This is a genomic window from Streptomyces sp. NPDC007896 (assembly GCF_042959425.1).
In the GTDB taxonomy this organism is placed as follows: Bacteria; Actinomycetota; Actinomycetes; order Streptomycetales; family Streptomycetaceae; genus Streptomyces.
Window position 1 is genome coordinate 160550 of record NZ_JBIBKX010000007.1, and the last position, 16295, is coordinate 176844.

The window sequence follows — 16295 nt, forward strand, 5'->3', positions numbered from 1 at the left end:
GGCGGTCAGAGGCGTCACCGCGCGACCTCCGGGCGCACGCTCTCGCCGTGTTCGAGCCGGTGCACCGCCACCTGGGGCGCACGCTCACCAGCCAGGCGCACGAACTCATCACCCGGCGCATGGAATTCATGGGGGCGCACGCTGTCCATGCCGATGGGCCAGTACGTGCCGTAGTGCACCGGCACCGCGCTCCTCGGCATCAGCCGGGCCAGCGCCTCGGCGGCCCGCCCCGCGTCCAGGTGTCCCTCCCCGAGGAACGGGCCCCACCCGCCGACCGGCAGCAGCGCCACGTCGACCGGCCCGACCTCCTCGGCCATCGACTCGAACAGCCCGGTGTCCCCGGCGAAATACGTCCGTGCCTCGCCCTCCACCACAAAGCCCAGCGCGGGGGAGCGATGCGGTCCGACCGGCAGTCGCCGCCCGTCGTGCCGCGCCGACACCGTACGTACGACCAGGTCACCGACTTCGGTGAGGTCCCCGGGCGCCACCTCGACGAACCGCAGATGGTCCAGCCTGCGCAGCGCGGGCACCACGCGCGGCGCGCCCTTCGGCACCAGTACCAGCGTGCCCGGCGCGAGCCGCTGCAACGAGGGCAGATGGAGATGGTCGGCGTGCAGATGCGAGACCAGCGCCACGTCCGCGACCGCCGCCTCGGGAGGGGGCGGCGCCCCGCGCCTGCGCCGCAGGTGCGCGAGCCGGCGCGCGAAGAGCGGATCGGTGAGGACGCGTGTGCCGGAGTCCTCCAGCGTGCAAGTGGCGTGCCCCCACCAGGTGATCTCCACCGGCACTTCTTTGCCTCCTCCGTGCGACTCCCCCCGAGCCTACGTGCAGGAGTAGGGTCGGCGGCGAAACCCGGAGGTGAGGGGGGACGCCATGGGACACGCGAGCAGCGCCTCCGCCGTGCCGACCACAGTCCGCGTCACGGCCATCGCGAGCCTGACGCCCCTGGAGGAGCTCGACGCGGACCCCTTCCTCGTGGACTCCCGCAGCCAGTACGCGATGTGCGCCCGCTGGGCCGCCGAGCGCGGTTATGTCGTCACCCGCGAGCTTCTCGTCCGCGGTCTGCGCCCCGACCACCGCACCCTGTGGGCGGACGTCGAGGCGGGCCTCGTCGACCTGTTCGTCGCGCCGAGCCACCGCGTCCTGGAGCGCGCCCTCGCCTCCGTGGACGAGTTCACCGCCGAGTGCGCCCGCCGCGGCGTACGGATCGAGACGGTCGGGTGCGCGGAACCGTCGTACGACGCCCAGATGAAGGCCCGGGTCCACCGCCGTCTGTCGATGCCGACCGCGGGCTACGACGGCCGCTGAGGGGGACACCGGTGGCCGCTCGACCGTTGTGACAGGGTGGAGCAGGCCTCGCACACCGGGCGGGCCGGGACGTGAGGTGGACAGGGCGTGGGCGGAAGGCGTTGGCGGCGACTTCTCAGCGGAGTGTGGCGGAGCATCACGGTGTGGGCCGTGTCCACGGTCACCATGCTCGTCCTCGCCGGTGTGCTGCCCGACTTCCAGCTGGAGTCCAGCAACGGCGACAGCGCCACGCGGATCGCCGTCACCGCGGGGGTCGGCGCGGCCGTCTTCGGTCTGCTCTCCTCGCTCGTGTGGCCCCTGCTCGTACGGGCGCTGCTTCTGGTCCCCGCGCTCGTGCTCGGTCTGCTCGTCTTCTTCCTGAACGGGTCCTTGCTGCTGATAGCCCTGCGCATCAACCCCTCCGGACAGGGCGAGGCCGCGCCCGAGACGGCCGTGGTCGTCGCCGCCGTGATGTCCGCGGTCGCCTCGGCCACCGGGGGTGCCCTCGCCGTCCGGGACGACGAGGCCTACCGGCGCAGGCTCTCCCGGCTCGCCGACCGGCGCCGCAGGCGCGGTGACGGGCAGGCCTGGCCCTCGACCCCCGGTGCCGTCTTCCTCCAGCTCGACGGCGTCGGCCACGACGTGCTGGAGGAGGCGGTCGGCAAGGGGCTGATGCCCACCGTCGCGCAGTGGCTCGAGGGCCCTGGGGAGGTCGGCTGCCCCACCCACCGGCTCACCCCGTGGCGCACCGACTGGTCCAGCCAGACCGGCGCCAGCCAGCTCGGCATCCTGCACGGCAGCAACCACGACGTGCCGGCCTTCCGCTGGTACGAGAAGGACACCCACGAGGTCATGGTGTGCAACCGGCCCTCCAGCGCCGCCGAACTCCAGCGCCGGGCCATCGAGTACACCGGCGACGGGGGCCTGCTCACCGTCGACGGCGCCAGCCGCGGCAACCTCTTCAGCGGCGGCGCCGACCAGCTGGCTCTGGTGCTGTCCATGGCCGCGCGAAGGGGCAGGGAGAACCGTTCCCGCTCGGGCTACTTCGCGTACTTCAGCGACCCCGCCAACGCCGTCCGTACGGCCATGTCCTTCGTCGCCGAGGTGCTGCGCGAGATGGGCCAGTCCACGGGGGCCCGGATGAAGAAGCGGCGGCCCCGGGTCAAGCGCGGCGGGCTGTACCCCTTCGTGCGCGCTTTCGCGACCGTCGTCGAGCGGGACGTCGTCGTCGCCGCGGTGATCGGCGACATGCTCGCCGGGCGCAACGCGGTCTACGCGGACCTGGTGGCGTACGACGAGGTGGCCCACCACTCCGGGCCGCGCAGCCGGGACGCCGAGAAGGTCCTGGAGCGCCTCGACCGGTCCCTCGCCCTGATCGCCAAGGTCGCCGAACACGCCCCGCGGCCCTACCGGATCGTGGTGCTGTCGGACCACGGCCAGAGTCCCGGCGAGACCTTCCTGACCCGCTACGGCCTCAGCCTCGGCAATCTGGTCCGGGCCGGTTGCGGCCTGCCCGTGCCGCGCAAGGTGCAGCGCACCCACAGCGGCACCGAGGCGCGGGCGGCGGTGCGGGCCGCGCTGCGCAGACCCGTCGAGGAGCGCGGCGAGCACCACCGTCCCTCGCGCCGCTCCGAGCCCATCGTGCTGGCCTCCGGCAACCTCGGCCTCGTCTCCTTCCCCGACGTGCCGCACCGGATGAGCCGGGAGGAGATCGACCGCCGCCACCCCGCGCTGCTGTCCACCCTCGCCAACCACCCCGGCGTCGGCTTCGTGCTGGTCCGCAGCGAGGAGTACGGCGGACTCGTGCTGGGCGCGAACGGCGCGGAGGTGCCGGTCGACAAGCTCGACGACGCGCGCCCGGGCCCGCTCGCCGACTTCGGCCCCGGCGCCGCCGACGCCGTACGACGTACGCACTCCTTCCCGCACGTCGCCGACATCATGATCAACTCCTCGTACGACCCGACGGAGGGAGAAGTCCTCGCCTTCGAGGAGCAGATCGGCTCGCACGGCGGACTCGGCGGGGCCCAGGCACGCCCCTTTCTGCTGTCACCGACGGCCCTGTCCGTGCCGGTCGAGGACGACGCGGATCTCGTGGGCGCCGAGCAGGTGCACCGCGTACTGCGGCGCTGGCTGCGCGAGTGCGACGGCCCCCAAGTGCCGCTGGCGGCGCCCGCGGACGAGCGCGCCGCCTGAGCCACGGTCAGCGGGCCGGGCCGGGGCGGCGGAAAATGGGCTGCGGTCGGCGAGCCCCGCGCGCACACTGTTCGCATGGAGCACCGCACACCCGCGGGGCACTTCCCGACCCCCGAGGATGTTGCGTGCAGGCAGCCGTAACCGTCACCCCCGCCCGCATACCGGAACTGCTGCTCGGCCTCGCGACCGTGCGGCCGGTCTTCCTCTGGGGTGCCCCCGGCATCGGAAAGTCCTCCCTGGTCAGGGAGTTCGCCGAGTCGCTGGGACTGGAGTGCGTCAGCCTGCTCGGCACCCAGCTCGCACCCGAGGACCTGATCGGCGTCCCGCAGATCCGCGACGGGCGCTCGGTGTTCTGCCCGCCGGAGGCGATCGCCCGTGACGAGCCGTACTGCCTCTTCCTGGACGAGCTGAACGCGGCGACGCCGGATGTGCAGAAGGCGTTCTACTCGCTGATCCTGGACCGCCGCATCGGCAACTACGAGCTGCCCCAGGGCTCGATAGTGATCGGCGCGGGCAACCGCGCCACCGACAACGCGCTGGCCCGACCGATCGCCTCCGCGCTGATCAACCGCCTCACGCACGTGCACCTGGAGGCCTCCTCCAAGGACTGGCTCGGCTGGGCGGCGGCCAACGGCATCCACCCCTGGGTCGTGGACCACCTCACCGACCGGCCCGACCACCTGTGGTCCAAGCCGCCGAAGACCGAGGAGCCGTTCTCCACGCCCCGCTCCTGGCACATGCTCTCCGACGCGCTGCACTCCTTCGGACCGGCCCTCGACGAGCCGACCCTGAAGGTGATCGCGCACGGCACCCTGACGCCCGCGCACGCGGTCGCCTTCTGCGGCTATGTGAAGATCGTGCGCAGCCGGTTCGGCATCGAGGCGATCGTCAAGGGCGACGCCCGCTGGCCGCACCGCCCCGAGGACCGCGACCTGCTGTACTACCTCGCCGAGTCCTTCCGCGGCCGGCTCGTCAAGGAGCTGCCCGCCAGCAAGGAGCACCTCTCCGCGAGCGGACAGCAGACCGCCTATCGCGCCAAGTCGCTGCTCGTGCAGCTCGCCGAGATCTCCGTGGAGGTCGCGCAGAGCGTCATCGCCCCGGACACCGACGGCAATCCCCTCCTGCCCGCCTGGTTCCTGGTCGAGGCGGCCCGCGACATGCCCCGGCTGGTCGAGGCGCGGCAGTGAGCCGCACCCCGACGAGCCGCGGTAAGGGACAGCCGAAGAAGGACCTGGCGGCGGAGGCGTTCGCGGAGGGGATGCGACTGGTGCGGGCCAACCGGGCGCTCGCCGCCATCGGCTTCAGCACCTGCCGCCAGGAGGACTGCCCCGACTCGCCCCGCGACGGTCTCGTCCGTGTCGACTCCAACGGCGTGCTGCACGTCCACCCCACCCGCCGCGCCGAGCCCGTCGAGTGGGCCTGGGCGGTCGCGCACGCCATCATCCACCTGGGCTTCGGCCATGTCCCGGCGGCGCCGAAGACGCGCGAGCAGCCCGACCGCCACGCCCTCGCCGCCCGCTGCGCGGTCGTCAACCGCTTCCTGCTCGGCTTCCCCATCGGCCTCACCCCCGAGGACCTGCCGCCCTCGTACCCCGACGGCGACGAGGAGCAACTCGCCGCCCGCTGGCGGCGCGAGGGGACGCCGGCCCCGTACGAGCGCTGCGGTACGGCCGGCGGCGAGCCGGACCAGCTGCTGGTGCCGTGGGACACCTGGAAGGGCGGCCAGGCCCCGGACTGGCAGCTCGAGTTCGCGCACGCCCTGACCCGCACCGTGGCCACGGCGATGGACGTGGCCGGCGGCCGCCGCGGCTCGATGCGCGGCGGGCCCACCCGGCTACAGCCCTGGGAGCGGGCGCTGAGCTGGTTCATCTCCTCCTACCCGCTGCTCGGCGGCATCGCGGCCGGCATCACCCTGGTCGCCGACGCCGAACTGGCCCGCGCCCACGACATCTCCGTCGCCGCCGTGAACGCGGAGGCAGGCGAGATCTACATCAACCCGCTGCGTCAACTGGAGGACGAGGAATGGCGGTTCGTCCTCGCCCACGAGATGCTGCACGCCGCCCTGCGGCACGGCGACCGCTGCGGCGCCCGGGACCCGTACCTCTTCAACATCGCGGCCGACTACGTCATCAACGGCTGGCTGTGCGAGATGCAGGTCGGCACGATGCCCGAAGGGCTGCTGTACGACGCGGAGTTGAAGGATCTGTCGGCGGAGGAGGTGTACGACCGGATCGCCAAGGACCTGCGCCGGATGCGCCGGCTGTCCACGCTGCGTGGCAAGGGCGCGGGTGACATCCTCGGCGCCCCGCTCGGCTCCCCGCGCGACTACGTGGACCTGGACGAGCTCTACCGGCGCGGCCTGAGCCACGGCTTCGACCTGCACCAGCAGCTGGAGCGGGGCTATCTGCCGGGCGGTCTGGTCGAGGAGATCCGCGCGCTCAGCCATCCGCCGCTGCCTTGGGACGCCCGCCTGGCCCGCTGGTTCGACGAGTTCGTGCCCCGTCCCGAGCCGGTACGGACGTACGCACGCCCCTCGCGCCGTCAGGCGTCCACCCCCGACATCCCGCGCGCGGGACGGTACTTCCCGCCCGAGGAGATCGCCCGCTGCACCTTCGGCGTCGTCCTCGACACCTCCGGCTCCATGGACCGCACGCTGCTCGGCAAGGCGCTCGGCGCCATCGCCTCGTACGCCGAGGCCCGGGACGTACCGGCCGCGCGGGTGGTGTTCTGCGACGCGGCGCCGCACGACGCGGGCTATCTGCCGGTCACCGAGATCGCCGGACGGGTACGGGTGCACGGGCGCGGCGGTACGGTGCTGCAGCCCGGCATCGATCTGCTGCACCGCGCGGACGACTTTCCGCCGGGCGCGCCGCTGCTGGTCATCACGGACGGCTGGTGCGACGTGCTGCGGGTGCGGCGCGAGCACGCGTATCTGATTCCGCAGGGCGCGCGGCTCCCGTTCACGGCGCGGGGACCGGTCTTCCGCGTGCGGTGAGCTGTCATTCTGGGTGAGTCGCGCGCAGGTGTGATCGGATGGGACGCACGGACCCCGAAAACGGGACCCCATCGAAGGGAATCATCGTGGCAACCACGCGCACCGCGCACACCGTGTGGGAAGGCAACCTGCTCGAGGGCAGCGGCGTCGTCACCTTCGACTCCTCCGGCATCGGCCAGCAGCCGGTGACGTGGGCGTCGCGGGCGCAGGACGCCAACGGCAAGACCAGCCCCGAGGAGCTGATCGCCGCCGCCCACTCCAGCTGCTTCTCCATGGCGCTGTCGCACGCCCTCGCGGGCGCGGGCACCCCGCCCACCAAGCTCGTCACCAACGCCGACGTCACCTTCCAGCCCGGCGAGGGCATCACCGGCATCCACCTGACGGTGGAGGGTACGGTGCCGGGCCTCGACAACGACGGCTTCGCCGCTGCGGCCGAGGACGCGAAGAAGAACTGCCCGGTCAGCGCGGCGCTGACCGGCACGACGATCACCCTGACGGCCAAGCTGGCCTGACGTCCGGCAGCAGTACGGCGCCGCGGTCCCCGAGCAGGGCCCGCGGCGCTGTCATGTCCGGGCCGCCACGACACGCCCGTCCGATGGACACGCCCGTCCCATGGACAAGCACGTCTCATTGACAAGCACGTCTCATTGACAAGCACGTCTCATTGACAAGCACGCCCCATTGACAAGAACGCGCTCAAGTTTTGTGCTTGAAGGTGGGCAGCGCCCTGGCGGAAGGGGACGGACATGGCACGTGCGGTCGGGATCGACCTCGGTACGACGAACTCGGTGGTGGCCCTCCTGGAAGGCGGCGACCCCACCGTCGTGACCAACGCGGAGGGCGCGCGCACCACCCCCTCCGTGGTGGCCTTCGCCAAGAACAGCGAGGTGCTCGTCGGCGAGGTCGCCAAACGTCAGGCCGTGACGAACGTGGAGCGCACCGCGCGCTCGGTCAAGCGCCACATGGGCGACGCGAGCTGGCGCTTCCCGGAGCAGGGCTCCGTCGACGGCACCCGCTACCGTGCCCAGGAACTGTCGGCGCGCGTTCTGCAGAAGCTGAAGCGGGACGCGGAGGCCTACCTCGGCGAGGACGTCACGGACGCCGTGATCACCGTGCCCGCCTACTTCGACGACGCCCAGCGCCAGGCCACCAAGGAGGCGGGCGAGATCGCGGGCCTGAAGGTGCTGCGGATCATCAACGAGCCGACGGCAGCCGCCCTCGCCTACGGCCTGGACCGGGGCGAGGAGCAGACCGTCCTCGTCTTCGACCTGGGCGGCGGCACCTTCGACGTCTCGCTCCTGGAGATCGGCGACGGCGTCATCGAGGTCAAGGCGACCAACGGCGACACCCGGCTCGGCGGCGACGACTGGGACCAGCGGATCGTCGAACATCTCGCGCAGCGCTTCAAGGCCTCGTACGGCATCGATCTCGGCCACGACAAGATGGCGCTGCAACGGCTGCGCGAGGGCGCCGAGAAGGCCAAGATCGAACTGTCCAGTTCCTCCGAGACCTCCGTCAACCTGCCCTACATCACCGCCACCGCCGACGGCCCCCTGCACCTGGAGGAGAAACTCACCCGCGCCCAGTTCCAGGAGCTGACCGCCGACCTCCTCGACCGCTGCAAGACCCCCTTCCACCAGGCGGTCAAGGACGCGGGCGTCAAGCTCGCCGCGATCGACCACGTCATCCTCGTCGGCGGCTCGACCCGGATGCCCGCGGTGACGGACCTGGTCAAGGAACTCTCCGGCAAGGACCCGCACAAGGGCGTCAACCCCGACGAGGTCGTGGCGCTCGGCGCGGCCCTCCAGGCGGGCGTCCTCCGGGGCGATGTGAAGGACGTCCTGCTGCTCGACGTCACCCCGCTGTCCCTCGGCATCGAGACCAAGGGCGGCATCATGACCAAGCTGATCGAACGCAACACCACGATCCCGACCCGCCGCTCGGAGATCTTCACCACGGCCACCGACAACCAGCCCTCGGTCGGCATCCAGGTCTACCAGGGCGAGCGCGAGATCGCCGCGTACAACAAGAAGCTCGGCGTCTTCGACCTCACCGGGCTGCCGCCCGCGCCGCGCGGAGTGCCGCAGATCGAGGTCGCCTTCGACATCGACGCCAACGGGATCATGCACGTCTCCGCGAAGGACCTCGCCACCGGGCGCGAACAGAAGATGACCGTCACGGGCGGCTCCGCGCTCCCCAAGAACGACATCGACCGCATGATGCGCGAGGCCGAGCAGTACGCCGAGGAGGACCGCGCGCGCCGCGAGGCCGCTGAGACCCGCAACCAGGCCGAACAACTCGTCTACCAGACCGAGAAGTTCCTCCGTGAGAACGACGAACGCATCCCCTCAGAGACGAAACCCGAGGTCGAGTCCGCCGTCGCCGACCTCAAACGCCTCCTGGAGGACTCCGCCACCGACACCCCCGCCCTGCGCACCGGCGTCGAGAAGCTGGCCTCGGTGAGCCAGAAGATGGGCCAGGCCATGTACGCCCAGGCCCAGCAGACCCCCCAGGAGGAGCCGGCCGCCGAGCACACCACGGCGGCGGAGGATGGTGTGGTGGACGCCGAGATCGTGGACGACGAGACGGAGACGAGGGGCGGCGCGGCGTAAGGGCTTTTGAGGAGAGCCCCTCTCTGAGAGCCCCTCCCTGGGAAGGTCCTCCCTGGAAGTCCTCGCTGGGAACTCCTCAGTAGGAGTCCCGGATCTCCCGCAGGATCTCCTTGGTGCGGGGCACGGAGGCGGCGTGGGCGGACATGTGGTCCAGCACTTCCAGGTGCATGGCCACCTCGGGGCGCGAGTCCAGGTAGATGGCACCGGTCAGGTATTCGCTGTAGACCATGTCGGGCAGTTCCGGCTCCGCGAAGCGGAACAGCGCGAAAGAGGTGTACGTCCCTGGATGCGGGCCGCTCGCGTACTCGGCGACCTGGACGGAGATGTCGTCGCTCTCCATCTCGCGCAGCAGCCGGTCGATCTGGTCCCGCATGACCTCCCCACGGATGCTCACCGGGCGCCGCAGCGCGGTCTCGTCCATGATCACCCAGAGGTGGGGCCGGTTCTCGCGCCCCAGCAGCAGCTGCTGCCGCGTCATGCGCAGCGTCACGTGCCGCTCGATGGCCTCGGGCCCTGTCTGGCCCACCGTTCCCGCCTCCAGCACGGCGCGTGCGTACTCCTCGGTCTGCAGCAGCCCGGGCACGAAGTGCGGTTCGTACGAGCGGATCAGACGGGCGGCACCCTCCAGGCTGACGTGCATGCTGAACCAGTCCGGCAGCACATCGTGGAACCGCTGCCACCAGCCCGGCTGGTTCGCCTCCTCGGCGAGCGCGACGAAGGCGGCCACCTCGTCGTCGGCCACTCCGTACGTCGTCAGCAGCACCTGGAGGTAGGGGATCTTGAGGGCGACCTCGGCCATCTCCATCCGCCGCACCGTCGCCGGGGCGACACGCAGGACACGCGCGGCTTCTTCCCGCTTCAGCCCGGAGGCCTCCCGCAATTCCTGCAGCCGCCGCCCGAGCACCACTTGCCCCACGGTGGGCGCAGCCCGCCGCTCACTCACGCCACGCCCTCCCCAAGCGCCGAAGCCTCCACTCAAACGGATCGGCGACGCTCCGTCAAGACACCAGTGACTGAAGGTATTTGACCGTCGCCGGATCCGCGGGCAGAAACGTCTCGATGGCCAGCTCGGCGACGGTGACGTCCATCGGGGTGTTGAAGGTGGAGATGGATGAAAGGAAGGACAGCACGCGCCCGCCGTGCTCGATCTGCAGGGGGAGAGCGAAATAGGGAACGGGCTCGACATCTTCATCCGGTTCCAGTGCCATTTCCCCTTCCTGCCCCTGGGCCGGTACCGGGTAGGCCGCCACCTCCTCGTAGAGCGCACGCAGTGGCTCGGAGCGGTCCAGGGCGATCTGCCGTTCCATCTGCGCGAGCAGGTGGTCGCGCCACTCGCGGTGGTTGCGGATCCGAGGCGCCAGGCCCTCCGGGTGGAGAGTCAGCCGCATCGCGTTCAGCGGCGGCGTGAGCAGCGACTCGGAGACGCCCTCCAGGAGCATGGCGATGCCACGGTTGGCGGCGAGCACGGTGTACGTGGCGTCGACCACCAGCGCCGGGTAGGGCTCGTAGCCCTGGATCAGCCGCTCCACGCCCTGGCGCAGGGCGTCCATCGAAGGGTCGTCGAGGGGGGTCTCCGGGTAGTGGGGCGCGTAGCCGGCGGCCAGGAGCAGCGCGTTGCGCTCCCGTACGGGGACGTCGAGGTGTTCGGCCAGCCGCAGCACCATCTCCTCGCTCGGACGGGAGCGGCCGGTCTCGATGAAGCTGATGTGCCGGGCCGAGGAGTCGGCCCGCAGCGCCAGTTCCAGCTGGCTGACCCGACGCTGTTCCCGCCAGCCGCGCAGCAGCGGGCCGACGCCCTTGCCGACGGAGTTGGTTGAGGGCCTGGTCGGACCGGACGCGACGATGGACATACGCCGACCGTAACCGAGGAAGGCCGTGTACGGAGGGTGGTGATCGCAACCCGATACGCGGCCTAGTCCTGCGGACCCGCGGCAAGCACTGTGTGGCAGTCCGACCAAGCGGCTTGGCTCAACAGGGGCTGGAATCGGGTGAACAGGGCGAGGAGTTCGGCTCCCCACTGTTCGCGGAAGACGGGGTCAACGCGGGCAAGGTCGAGTTCGTTGGCGGCGGACAGTTCGGCGAAGTCTCGTCGAAGTTGCGGCCGGGGAGTGTGGAGACGGCCGGTGAACCGATTCCGGAAGGCCCCGTCGGCATCCGCGAGGGTGGGATAGGTGGCCTTCCGGTCACACGACGCGTAGAGATACACGATGGATTCGGTCTCGGCGCCGATCGCCTCTGCGAGTTCGGTGCGGCTGTCCAAAGACAGCAAAGCAGTGGGGAAGCCGTCGGTGCCGTAGAACGCGTGACACAGGCCCGCGAGCTGGAGGGCGGGGCGGGCGCCCCATGCGGCGAGTCGTCCCTGGACGCGCTGGAGATGGGTGACGAGAGTGCCGCCCGGATGGGCGATGTCCGCAGCGCCGAGCTCGCGCAGCAGCGCGATGGCCTGGTCGGCAGCGGCAGGAGAAGCAGGCACAGGGCGGTGTCCTTCCGTCGCTAGGCCCTGTCGTCACATTGGGGTCGGCACCCGTCCGCGCCTTCGCCTGTGGTCCGGACCCCGCGAAAGCGCCGGACGGGTTGCCGCCTGGGCCCTGCACCGATCATCCTGGACCCCATAACCCCCAGTCAATCCTATGGATTTCTAGCTATCTCCAAGCTGTAGCTTGGGGCTATGACTTTGGAGGACCTGCGCGTCTTCGTGGCCGTGTGCAGGGCGGGAAGCCTCAGCGCCGTTGCCCGGGAGCTCGACTGCACGCAGTCAGCGGTGAGCCAGCATGTGAAGCGATTGGAGCGAGAGGCCGGTGTGAGCCTCCTGGAGCGCCAGCCGCGAGGTGTCGTGCCCACACACGCGGGGCGCGTCTTGTGCGAGGCCGCGTCGGACAGCATCGCCGGTCTGGATCTGGCCCTGCGGCGTCTCGGAGACCTTGTCCACGGCGACAGCGGCTCTGTGCGCGTCACCACGGGCGGAACAACCGTGCGGCACTTCATGTCCGACGCCATCGTCGCCTTCCGTCAGCGCTACCCGAAGGTCAGTCTGGAGTTCCAGACGGAGACCTCCAGCCGCAACTGCTTCGAGGCCCTCGCCGCCGGCAACCTGGACCTCGCCTGGGTCACGATCGCCGGCCCGGTGCGCGGTATCGAGCAGCGCCCCGTCGTCGCCCTGCCCTGGGTGCTGGCTGTCCGCGCCGACGATCCGCTCGCGGGCCGGCCCTGTGTCAACACAGCCGAACTCAGCGACATCAGCCTCATCCGACTCCCCCAGAACTCCAGCTCGGGCGCCCGCCTCGATGCCGCGTTCGCCGAGCTCGGTATTCGAAGCAGTTCCGACACCAGCGTCGCCGACTGGGACACCGCCCTCCTGTTGGCAGAGCTCGGCCTCGGCCACGCCGTCGTGCCTGTGCTGCCCGGCTGGGAGATACCCGGTGACGGTCCCCTCCGCCTCGTCCCCCTCCCCGATCTGCCCCCGCTCCCGGTCGGCTGGGCCGTCCGCCGCTGGGACGCCCTCACCCCACTCGCGCGGGTCTTCGCCGATACGGTCGCCCACAGCTGTACGCAGAGGGCCGCTGACACGCAGCTCAAGGAGCACGCAGACCGGGCAGCGCGGATCAGTGGGTTCGACCCATGAGCCTTCCTTGTGCGCAGCCCTCCTTCTGTCCGACGGCTCACCCGCCCCTTCCCTTTCCGAGAGGAAGGGCGAAACGGAGCAGGTTCAGGGGAATGCGACAGGACGCCGCGCTGTACGGGAGCACCTTCGATCCCCTGGTCGGGGGACTGTGGCAGGCTGAGGACCAGCCCCCACCGCACCCCGCCGTACGAAGAACGGAGCGAGGCCATGCCCGTCGAACCGCTGTCGCAGAAGGAGATCGAGGAGCAGCTCGCGGAGCTGCCCGGCTGGTCGCTGGACGGCGACCACCTCGCCCGCTCCTACCACCTCCCCTCCCACTTCGCCGCGACCGCGATGGTCGTACACATCGCCCAGGTACAGGAGCAGCTCGACCACCACTCCGACCTCACCCTCGGCTACAACACGATCTCCCTCACCGTGAACACCCACAGCGTCGGCGGCGCCGTCACCGAGCTCGACCTCAAGCTCGCCCGCAGGGTGGAGGCACTCGCTCCGGGACATGGCGCAAGCTGATCCGCCTCGTTTTCGGGCAGGATGTCCGGTCCTTCAGGGCTGGTGCGAACGCCCGCTCCCGCGGAGCGGGGCAGCGGTGGCCGAATCGCCTTCAGGGCGATTCGGCGTCTTGCCCGACGTGACGGCGCGTCGCACGGCGGCGATCAGCCAGGAGTTCAGGGAACGGTCGTCGGCCTCGGCGGCGGCTCGGGCCTGTTCGTGCAGATCGTCGGGGAGTCTCAGGTTCACATGCTTCATGGGACCATGATCGAGCTAGAATGGTCCCATGGCAAGGTTGCGGCTGTACCCCACGGGCGAGCAGGAGCAGCAGATGCTGCTGCACTGCGCGCACGCTCGGTACGTGGGGAATCTGGCCGTCGAGCAGCACTTGCACTGGTACAGGGGCAGGAAGGCCGCGCCCGGTTTCGCCGAGCAGTGCCGCCAGCTCACCGAGGCCCGCACCGCCAGTGAGTGGCTGCGCAAGGGCAAGGCGGATGTGCAGCAGCAGGCACTGAAGGACTTCGGGAAGGCCAAGCAGGCGAGGTTCACGTCCGGGTTCGGCGAGCCGACCTGGCGCAGGAAGTACCGGCACGAGGGCTTCCGCGTCATCGGCACCGACCGTGTCCCGGAGTTCGACACCGACGGTGGCCCGAAGCTGAGCGCGAAGACCGGCAGGCAGATCATGGGCCGCTCGGTGGTGGTCCAGAAGCTGAACCGGCGATGGGCGCAGGTGAAGGTGCCGGGCTGCGGCTGGGTCCGCTTCCGCCTCACCCGGACCGAGCTGCCGCAGGCGAAGACGTTCCGGGTCACTTGGAAGAACGGGCAGCGGCGCGCCGCCCGCGCACCCAAGAACAGCCTGTACGACCTGGTGCGGTTCGAGAAGCTGAACATCAAGAACATGACCCGCTCGGCGAAGGGGACCATCGAGGAGCCGGGCAAGCGGGTGGCGCAGAGGGCCGGGCTGAACCGGGCGATCCTCGCGCAGGGCTGGGGCCTGCTACGTCAGCGCACCGAGCACAAGGCTCCCGGGCGGGTCGAGGACGTACCCGCCCCTTACACCAGCCTGCGGTGCAGTGCCTGCGGATGGATCGACAAGAACTCGCGCAAGAGCCAAGCCGAGTTCGTCTGTTCCTCCTGCGGCTTCACCTGTAACGCGGACACCAATGCAGCAGTCAACGTCGCGGCAGGACAGGACGGCGAAAGCCGCCCCGGGCGCCAAGCCCGTGCCGGAGGGACAACACCGCCCAGACAGCGGTCGAGTGTCCGTGAACCTCAACCCACCTCGGTTGGAATCCCCCTCTTTAAAAGGGAGAGGATGTCACATGCTGGACTACGACAAGGAAGCCGAGGCGTACGACGCCAGCCGGGGCGGTGAGCCCAGAGCCGTCGCGGCCGCGACCGCCGTCCTCGGCCTCGTCCCCGACGACGTACAGGCCCTGCTCGACGTCGCCTGCGGCACCGGAATAGTCACGCGCCGCCTCGCCACCGCCCGCCCGACGCTCCGGGTGACGGGCGCGGACGCCGCGCAGGGCATGGCCCGGATGGCGGCGGCACGGCTCCCGGGCGCGGTGATCCGCGCCGACAGCCGCCGACTGCCCTTCCCCGACGCCTCGTTCGACGCCGTCACCAGCGTCTGGCTGCTCCATCTGGTCGACGGCGCCGAGGACGTCCGCGCCATCGTCGCCGAGTGCGCGCGGGTCCTGCGCCCGGGCGGGGTGTACGTCACCACCGTCGACAAGGCCGCCGCACATGACGTGGGCAGCGACATCGACGCCGTACTCGCCTCCCGCCCGCGCCGCCCCGCCCAGGACCGTCCCGAGGACGTCGAGGCGTACGCCGTCGAGCACGGCCTCACCCCGGCCGGGCGGGCCCGTTTCCGGGGCCACGGCCAGGGCCGCAGCCCGCGCAGCACGGTGGCGGACCTGCGGCGCGGCTGGTTCACCCGGATCGCCCCCGACGACCCGCTGACCGAGCGCTTCGTCACGCTGCTCGAAGCCCTGCCCGATCAGGAAGTCCCGCGCCCCGACCCGCAGTTCGCTCTCCGCGCGTTCAGGAAGATCCCCGCCGCGCGAACTCCATGACCCAGTTGGTCACCCACGTCTTCTCCCCGTCCACGGAGAAGGCCTGCTCCCAGCGGGCCGTGGTCGGGGAGATCCCCGACCACACGAACCGCACCCGCACGTCCTTCCCGTCGTGGGTGTCGTCGCCGTGGAACTCACCGCGCCCGTCGGGCCCGAACCGCCCCACCACCGGCGGGAACAGCTTCCCGCTGCGGCTCGACGACCAGTTCAGCGACCACACCCGCGCCGCCGGGTCGAAGAGCCGCAGGGTGAGACCCTGCCAGCCCTGACCGGGCACCGTCATCTCGTCGATGTTCGCGGCCCCGTCGAACAGGCTCCAGCAGCGGTTCGTGGCCCCGAACTCCTCCCAGCCGCTGTCGGGGTCGAGGAAGTCGGTCAGACGCCTGTTGTGGACGTCCCACTCACCGCGGAAGAAGTCGAAGTCGTGCGGGCTGCTCATGAGCGGTCTCCAGTCGTGCCCTCGGGGAGGGAGTCGGCAAGGTAGGCGTCGAGGTCGGGGGCGTCGGGTGCGAGCATGTGCCGCACCCAGGCGTCGCGTTCGTGCAGGATCGGCGGCAGCTCCCAGACGCAGCCGATCCAGGGGAGGTCGGGTGTGATGAAGTGCGTGGGGTCCCGGTCCGGGCAGCCCAGGACCGGCTGGCCCGCGGACGCGCCCCGGAAGTGCAGGACGTTGTCCCACACCCAGCTGTACGCGTTGAGGTAGGCGCCGTCGTCGCCGCCCCGGTGCAGTACGACGAAGGTCGCGGGCGGTGTGCCGTCGGGCTCCGGCAGCAGTTTCGGCAGCATCGCGTACGCCGCCGCCTCGACGTCGGGCGCGATACCGGCCGGGTCCGCGGTGACGTGGTAGCGCTTGATCCGGCGCCCCGCCACCTCGACGGGCGGCGGCACCGTCAGCAGTTTCTCCCTGAAGTTCCGGGAGTTCGGGTCGCCCTGTGAGTTCGGGTCGTTCTGTGAGTTCGAGGGGTTCGAGGAGTTCGGGAAGGTCGTCGAGGCCATGACGCGCACGCTAGGCC

Annotated in this window: 17 protein-coding genes; 10 read left to right on the forward strand and 7 right to left on the reverse strand. The window is 70.8% G+C overall.

The annotated features are described in order from the left end of the window. Positions 1–14 precede the first annotated feature (14 nt). The gene (locus ACFZDJ_RS23470) at positions 15–788 is read right to left on the reverse strand and encodes an MBL fold metallo-hydrolase (protein WP_095851660.1); all 774 of its coding nucleotides are present in this window, start codon (positions 786–788) and stop codon (positions 15–17) included. Positions 789–873: 85 nt separating this feature from the next. Between ACFZDJ_RS23470 and ACFZDJ_RS23475 the strand changes: the two genes are divergently transcribed. From ACFZDJ_RS23475 to dnaK, 6 genes are all read left to right on the forward strand, one after another. Then, on the forward strand, positions 874–1308 hold the full coding sequence (locus tag ACFZDJ_RS23475) for a hypothetical protein (protein ID WP_168513110.1): 435 nt from the start codon (positions 874–876) through the stop codon (positions 1306–1308). Positions 1309–1395: 87 nt separating this feature from the next. Continuing rightward, the gene (locus ACFZDJ_RS23480) at positions 1396–3480 is read left to right on the forward strand and encodes a phage holin family protein (RefSeq protein ID WP_391061142.1); all 2085 of its coding nucleotides are present in this window, start codon (positions 1396–1398) and stop codon (positions 3478–3480) included. Between the two features lie 125 nt (positions 3481–3605). After that, positions 3606–4667 (forward strand): AAA family ATPase, encoded by a 1062-nt coding sequence (locus ACFZDJ_RS23485; protein WP_390929765.1) that lies wholly within the window; start codon positions 3606–3608, stop codon positions 4665–4667. A 71-nt stretch (positions 4668–4738) separates the two neighbouring features. Beyond that, positions 4739–6475, forward strand: a complete 1737-nt coding sequence (locus tag ACFZDJ_RS23490; protein ID WP_391061688.1) for a hypothetical protein — start codon at positions 4739–4741, stop codon at positions 6473–6475. An 86-nt stretch (positions 6476–6561) separates the two neighbouring features. Next, complete coding sequence (locus ACFZDJ_RS23495) at positions 6562–6987, forward strand: OsmC family protein (protein ID WP_168513116.1); 426 nt, start codon at positions 6562–6564, stop codon at positions 6985–6987. Positions 6988–7221: 234 nt separating this feature from the next. Next, positions 7222–9087 carry a molecular chaperone DnaK gene (dnaK, locus tag ACFZDJ_RS23500; protein WP_391061144.1) on the forward strand — a complete coding sequence of 622 codons (1866 nt, stop codon included), beginning with the start codon at positions 7222–7224 and terminating at the stop codon, positions 9085–9087. 76 nt (positions 9088–9163) lie between these two features. On the opposite strand, the gene ACFZDJ_RS23505 is transcribed toward dnaK, so the two are convergent. The 3 genes from ACFZDJ_RS23505 to ACFZDJ_RS23515 all read right to left on the reverse strand — a co-directional run bounded on the left by ACFZDJ_RS23505 (position 9164) and on the right by ACFZDJ_RS23515 (position 11560). Further along, entirely contained in the window at positions 9164–10030 is an 867-nt protein-coding gene (locus tag ACFZDJ_RS23505) for a helix-turn-helix domain-containing protein (RefSeq protein ID WP_384910361.1), read from the reverse strand. Between the two features lie 55 nt (positions 10031–10085). Then, complete coding sequence (locus tag ACFZDJ_RS23510) at positions 10086–10937, reverse strand: helix-turn-helix domain-containing protein (protein WP_391061147.1); 852 nt, start codon at positions 10935–10937, stop codon at positions 10086–10088. A gap of 62 nt (positions 10938–10999) precedes the next feature. After that, positions 11000–11560, reverse strand: a complete 561-nt coding sequence (locus ACFZDJ_RS23515) for a DUF6817 domain-containing protein (RefSeq protein ID WP_391061149.1) — start codon at positions 11558–11560, stop codon at positions 11000–11002. A 195-nt stretch (positions 11561–11755) separates the two neighbouring features. On the opposite strand from ACFZDJ_RS23515, the gene ACFZDJ_RS23520 reads away from it, so the two are divergent. Further along, positions 11756–12709: a LysR substrate-binding domain-containing protein gene (locus tag ACFZDJ_RS23520; protein ID WP_391061151.1), complete on the forward strand. Its 954-nt coding sequence runs from the start codon at positions 11756–11758 to the stop codon at positions 12707–12709. 207 nt (positions 12710–12916) lie between these two features. Next, positions 12917–13222 (forward strand): 4a-hydroxytetrahydrobiopterin dehydratase, encoded by a 306-nt coding sequence (locus tag ACFZDJ_RS23525; protein WP_168513127.1) that lies wholly within the window; start codon positions 12917–12919, stop codon positions 13220–13222. Between the two features lie 33 nt (positions 13223–13255). On the opposite strand, the gene ACFZDJ_RS23530 is transcribed toward ACFZDJ_RS23525, so the two are convergent. Then, a complete protein-coding gene (locus ACFZDJ_RS23530) occupies positions 13256–13459 on the reverse strand; it encodes a YlcI/YnfO family protein (protein WP_168513129.1) in 204 nt (67 codons plus the stop codon). Between the two features lie 28 nt (positions 13460–13487). On the opposite strand from ACFZDJ_RS23530, the gene ACFZDJ_RS23535 reads away from it, so the two are divergent. Beyond that, positions 13488–14576 carry a zinc ribbon domain-containing protein gene (locus tag ACFZDJ_RS23535; protein ID WP_391061153.1) on the forward strand — a complete coding sequence of 363 codons (1089 nt, stop codon included), beginning with the start codon at positions 13488–13490 and terminating at the stop codon, positions 14574–14576. Then, positions 14524–15282: a methyltransferase domain-containing protein gene (locus tag ACFZDJ_RS23540; protein ID WP_391061155.1), complete on the forward strand. Its 759-nt coding sequence runs from the start codon at positions 14524–14526 to the stop codon at positions 15280–15282. The genes ACFZDJ_RS23535 and ACFZDJ_RS23540 overlap by 53 nt, the downstream gene beginning before the upstream one ends. Here ACFZDJ_RS23540 and ACFZDJ_RS23545 read toward each other — a convergent pair. Next, positions 15251–15721 (reverse strand): hypothetical protein, encoded by a 471-nt coding sequence (locus tag ACFZDJ_RS23545; RefSeq protein ID WP_384910345.1) that lies wholly within the window; start codon positions 15719–15721, stop codon positions 15251–15253. The genes ACFZDJ_RS23540 and ACFZDJ_RS23545 overlap by 32 nt on opposite strands. Further along, positions 15718–16170 (reverse strand): hypothetical protein, encoded by a 453-nt coding sequence (locus ACFZDJ_RS23550; protein ID WP_248297804.1) that lies wholly within the window; start codon positions 16168–16170, stop codon positions 15718–15720. Before ACFZDJ_RS23550 ends, ACFZDJ_RS23545 begins: the two co-directional genes overlap by 4 nt. Positions 16171–16295: the final 125 nt, after the last annotated feature.

Excerpts from the sequence above, each read along its gene's own strand:
- dnaK (WP_391061144.1), top strand. The coding sequence starts at position 7,222 with ATGGCACGTGCGGTCGGGATCGACCTCGGTACGACGAACTCGGTGGTG.
- ACFZDJ_RS23475 (WP_168513110.1), top strand. The coding sequence starts at position 874 with ATGGGACACGCGAGCAGCGCCTCCGCCGTGCCGACCACAGTCCGCGTC.
- ACFZDJ_RS23525 (WP_168513127.1), top strand. The coding sequence starts at position 12,917 with ATGCCCGTCGAACCGCTGTCGCAGAAGGAGATCGAGGAGCAGCTCGCG.
- ACFZDJ_RS23530 (WP_168513129.1), bottom strand. The coding sequence starts at position 13,459 with ATGAAGCATGTGAACCTGAGACTCCCCGACGATCTGCACGAACAGGCC.
- ACFZDJ_RS23535 (WP_391061153.1), top strand. The coding sequence starts at position 13,488 with ATGGCAAGGTTGCGGCTGTACCCCACGGGCGAGCAGGAGCAGCAGATG.
- ACFZDJ_RS23520 (WP_391061151.1), top strand. The coding sequence starts at position 11,756 with ATGACTTTGGAGGACCTGCGCGTCTTCGTGGCCGTGTGCAGGGCGGGA.
- ACFZDJ_RS23545 (WP_384910345.1), bottom strand. The coding sequence starts at position 15,721 with ATGAGCAGCCCGCACGACTTCGACTTCTTCCGCGGTGAGTGGGACGTC.
- ACFZDJ_RS23490 (WP_391061688.1), top strand. The coding sequence starts at position 4,739 with ATGCGACTGGTGCGGGCCAACCGGGCGCTCGCCGCCATCGGCTTCAGC.
- ACFZDJ_RS23510 (WP_391061147.1), bottom strand. The coding sequence starts at position 10,937 with ATGTCCATCGTCGCGTCCGGTCCGACCAGGCCCTCAACCAACTCCGTC.
- ACFZDJ_RS23540 (WP_391061155.1), top strand. The coding sequence starts at position 14,524 with ATGCTGGACTACGACAAGGAAGCCGAGGCGTACGACGCCAGCCGGGGC.